Origin of the sequence: uncultured Legionella sp. (assembly GCF_937871865.1) — a bacterium.
Lineage (GTDB): Bacteria > Pseudomonadota > Gammaproteobacteria > Legionellales > Legionellaceae > Legionella.
The window spans coordinates 1-3,695 of sequence record NZ_CALMPD010000272.1; the positions used below are offsets into that span (position 1 = coordinate 1).

Consider the following 3,695-nt stretch of genomic DNA (forward strand, 5'->3'; position numbering starts at 1 on the left):
ATAGATGACTTCCAAAGAATCTCGATTTAATTGATAAAAACAGATTGCACGTTGCCGTTTTAATTTTAATCAATATCAAAGACATCCTTTTATAGACAAAAGAGGATGTCTTCAATGCTAGAAAGGATTATCAACTCTTCCTATTTTATCTCTTTGTAAAGACATCCTTATTTATATAAATTTGACGACACTACGCTATTTTATAAATTTTGAAATAAGGTAGCCAATTCCAGCGGCAATAAGAACAGATTGCAGCGGTTTCTCTTTGACTTTATTAAGCAGTTCTTCATAATTACATTCTAAAGTTTCTTGTACCTCAGATGTTTTATTTTTCAATGAATCACGAATGTTTTCAGTCTTATCTTTTGCCTTGTCGATTACATCTTCGGCTGTATCTTTTAATTTATTAGTCACATTATCCATGATTTTAGTCTCCCAAAAAGAAAAAGAAGCAATAATATACAAAGCTCAGTATATAATTACATTTTTATAATTGTATTTACTTTAAATACGCCCTAATAATGCTAAAACAAGCAAAATAACCAGGAGTGTTCCAATTAATCCGCTTGGTCCATATCCCCAGCTTTTACTGTAGTTCCATCTGGGGAGCCCGCCAATGAGCAGTAAAATTAATAAAACAATTAGCACCGTGCTCAACATGTTACTCTCCTTAGTATTAAATGCCCTGCCTTTATTTACATGAGGCATTAAATTCCATACACACGCGAACTTGCTTGCTCTTATATTTAGAAAATATGGGAAAACAACCATACAATAACGAGGATAGTTATCGGAACTCCCAATAACCAGGCAATAAAATATTTCATGACCACCTCCATGTTCGTCAACCTCTTAAGTTTAGTTTAGTTCCAATTAAATGCAATGTGTTTCACTGTTGACCTTTAAACTGATAGTCTGTTTGAGGCTATGGCGATTCGAGTTGAGCACCCGAACGGGTAAATATTTATAGTGATGCTCAGAGAGAGTTCGAATCTTTACGTAACAAACTCGAAGAAGAAAGATAGATACAATATGTTAGAACAGATTGCACCTATCTTTTAAAAAATTAAATGCGATTTTATTTATCTGGATAACAATAAATAGACACCTGTGTCTTATTGTCCTTGTATTCTATAGGCTCAATACCCGCATTTTCCAGTTTATCTTTAAGGCAACGATATCCTGAAAAGGTATAATAATAATCACCTTCAGGCATTAAATAACCCTCAGAAGCACTGTAGGTATGATGTTCTGAATCTACCGTTATCGGGATACTTTTCCAAAGGTTGGTATGAGTGTTAATCACGGGCTCCGCAAAACAAAATGTGGAACAAAGTATTGTTACCGTCCCTGCTATTAGTTGTTTCATGTATTTCTCCTTAGTGAACCTCTTTAATATAGACATCTTTTTAAGTTTTTACCCTCTTTGAGCGATTAATAATCAACCGTTCTATTTGTAGTCTATACTTATCTTCTGCAATTAAAATTAAATTGCATGAGGGATGAATTTCAATAAGGAGATTAATTATGTCACATAATACTAAAGATATGCATATCACAACTGAAGTATTCAAAACTCAGGAAGCCGCGGAAAAAGCTTATCAAGATGCTTTAGATGCAGGATATAAGCCAGAAGATATTAATATCATGATGTCTGAGGATTCAAGAAACAAATATTATAACTCCATCTTGGTTAAAGAAGGATCAAAAGCCTCCGAAGGTTTGGCGGTCGGCGGGGCGACAGGTGCAGCTGTGGGCGGGGTGGTCGCTGCATTAGCCGCAATTGGGACAAGCCTCGTGCTGCCTGGTCTTGGTCTAGTGATTGCAGGACCAATTGCTGCTGGGCTAGCTGGAGCAGGAGCTGGAGGTATCGCAGGTGGATTGGTTGGTTCATTAATAGGCTGGGGTATTTCGGAAGACAAAGCAAAAGTAATTGAATCCGAAATAAAATCAGGTGGTATTATGCTTGGAGTTAATGAAACACTCCCTAATAGTAATTTGTCCTCTACTTGGGAAAAACATCGCCATTTATAGTGTGTTGCGGTTGACGCAGAAAAAGCATGTCAGGTTCATTTTTAAGGGGCATAATGATGAATGAAGATATTTTTCAAGGTAAATGGGAAGAAATCAAAGGCAAAATGAAACAAGCTTGGGGTAAACTAACAGATGATGATTATCAAGTAATCGAAGGTAATCACCAAGAGATATACGGTAAGCTACAAAAACACTATGGTTATTCCAAACAAGAAGCTGAACGAGCTGTTAAAGATTTTAATAGCTTATAATCTATGAAAACAAGGCCTAAGGCCTTGTTTGATGTTACTAATTGGTTTCAACCTTAGAGGTTTGCTAGGAGAAAGAGATGAATGCTATCGATTTTTTAATCAAAGAACATAATCATGTACGGAATCTTTTAGTCGATGTATTAAATCCTTCCCATCGTTTTGATACGCGCCAAAAAATATTTGCTGACTTGTCTTCTGATTTACTCAGACATGAGACTATGGAACACACGGTCTGGTATCCACATTTCAAAAGCAAAGTTCCCGACACAGTAAAACATTTATTGAAAGAAGAACAACACGCTGAGCGTGAAATTAAAAAAATTAATGAACTTAAATCAGAAGATGCTTGGTTAACCCATCTCATGAAATTTTCTGAAGATGTAGAGCATCATGCCAGAGAAGAGGAAGGCAAATTATTTCCAGAGGTAAAAGCCATCTTATCTGAACAAGAGTTAGAACAAATTGGAAAACAAATGCAACATTTCAAAAAAGAATACAATGGTCGCTCTATCCCGTGATTGATTTAAGCCATCCCAGGCTAAAATCGACTCGCCAACGCGCGAAACTAAAAGTATCCTGCGTTCGTTAACATTTGCTCTGAACGAGCAAATCGGTTACCTACCACAATGACTCTACGCCCTGATATTGATTTTGTTAACTTACTTTCGGTAAGTCAATAAAATCATGGGCTATCGCGGCTATACACCTCGAATAATCAGCTACCTCACTAAGCAAGATTAGGTTCAATTGATTTTTATATTTGAATTAAACATCCAAAATTTCTTCCGTTAAAACATCTCTTATTAAAATAGTATGTTTTGGTTTAATTCTATAGTTTTCAGCAGATATAGGAACTTGACGGAATTTCAAATAATTATAGAAAGTTGCACGGCTTATGCTCAATTGGTCACAAATTTCAGAGACACTTAATTTTCCCTCCTTATATATTAATTCAGCTGAATGCGCTTTAGCCTGTGCCTCTTTCGAAAGTCCAGGAGGTCTTCCGCCCTTTTTTCCTCTAGCTCTAGCAGCATCTAAACCAGCTATAGTCCTTTCTTTAATTAACTCTCTTTCAAACTCGGCAAGAGATCCAAAGATATTAAAGATGAGTCGGCCATGTGCTGTCGTTGTATCTATATGATCATTCAAGCTTCTCAGACCAATACCTTTTTCAATAAAGGAGTTAACCAAGTTGATTAAATCCTTAAATGATCGCCCTAACCTATCTAATTTCCAAATGACTAAAACATCACCCTTTCTTAAATCCAATAAAAGTTGATCTAATGCAGGACGATTAAATAATGATCCGCTCATTTGATCCTGATAGATCTTTTCACACCCTTCCTTCTTTAAAGGAGTTATGCTCGAATCTGGTGTATGGGAAAAATAAATTAGGTGGCGTATTCTGTT

General features: G+C 36.0%; 7 protein-coding genes. 3 read left to right on the forward strand and 4 right to left on the reverse strand.

Annotated features, from left to right (window positions below; genetic code table 11):
• Positions 1–195 precede the first annotated feature (195 nt).
• The 3 genes from Q0495_RS14670 to Q0495_RS14680 form a co-directional block, all read right to left on the reverse strand.
• Entirely contained in the window at positions 196–423 is a 228-nt protein-coding gene (locus Q0495_RS14670; RefSeq protein WP_298627611.1) for a hypothetical protein, read from the reverse strand.
• 81 nt (positions 424–504) lie between these two features.
• Entirely contained in the window at positions 505–657 is a 153-nt protein-coding gene (locus tag Q0495_RS14675) for a DUF3309 family protein (RefSeq protein WP_298627615.1), read from the reverse strand.
• A 421-nt stretch (positions 658–1,078) separates the two neighbouring features.
• Positions 1,079–1,369: a hypothetical protein gene (locus Q0495_RS14680; protein WP_298627612.1), complete on the reverse strand. Its 291-nt coding sequence runs from the start codon at positions 1,367–1,369 to the stop codon at positions 1,079–1,081.
• A 158-nt stretch (positions 1,370–1,527) separates the two neighbouring features.
• Here Q0495_RS14680 and Q0495_RS14685 point away from each other — a divergent pair, with 158 nt between their 5' ends.
• The 3 genes from Q0495_RS14685 to Q0495_RS14695 all read left to right on the forward strand — a co-directional run bounded on the left by Q0495_RS14685 (position 1,528) and on the right by Q0495_RS14695 (position 2,803).
• Complete coding sequence (locus Q0495_RS14685; RefSeq protein ID WP_298627613.1) at positions 1,528–2,034, forward strand: hypothetical protein; 507 nt, start codon at positions 1,528–1,530, stop codon at positions 2,032–2,034.
• Positions 2,035–2,090: 56 nt separating this feature from the next.
• Positions 2,091–2,285: a CsbD family protein gene (locus Q0495_RS14690; protein ID WP_298627616.1), complete on the forward strand. Its 195-nt coding sequence runs from the start codon at positions 2,091–2,093 to the stop codon at positions 2,283–2,285.
• A gap of 77 nt (positions 2,286–2,362) precedes the next feature.
• Positions 2,363–2,803: a hemerythrin domain-containing protein gene (locus tag Q0495_RS14695; protein ID WP_298627614.1), complete on the forward strand. Its 441-nt coding sequence runs from the start codon at positions 2,363–2,365 to the stop codon at positions 2,801–2,803.
• A gap of 247 nt (positions 2,804–3,050) precedes the next feature.
• On the opposite strand, the gene Q0495_RS14700 is transcribed toward Q0495_RS14695, so the two are convergent.
• A complete protein-coding gene (locus Q0495_RS14700; protein WP_298627617.1) occupies positions 3,051–3,689 on the reverse strand; it encodes a recombinase family protein in 639 nt (212 codons plus the stop codon).
• Positions 3,690–3,695 lie beyond the last annotated feature (6 nt).

Bases quoted from the DNA above. Each gene is read 5' to 3' on its own strand.
- Q0495_RS14670 (WP_298627611.1), bottom strand. From the start codon at position 423: ATGGATAATGTGACTAATAAATTAAAAGATACAGCCGAAGATGTAATC.
- Q0495_RS14680 (WP_298627612.1), bottom strand. From the start codon at position 1,369: ATGAAACAACTAATAGCAGGGACGGTAACAATACTTTGTTCCACATTT.
- Q0495_RS14685 (WP_298627613.1), top strand. From the start codon at position 1,528: ATGTCACATAATACTAAAGATATGCATATCACAACTGAAGTATTCAAA.
- Q0495_RS14690 (WP_298627616.1), top strand. From the start codon at position 2,091: ATGAATGAAGATATTTTTCAAGGTAAATGGGAAGAAATCAAAGGCAAA.
- Q0495_RS14695 (WP_298627614.1), top strand. From the start codon at position 2,363: ATGAATGCTATCGATTTTTTAATCAAAGAACATAATCATGTACGGAAT.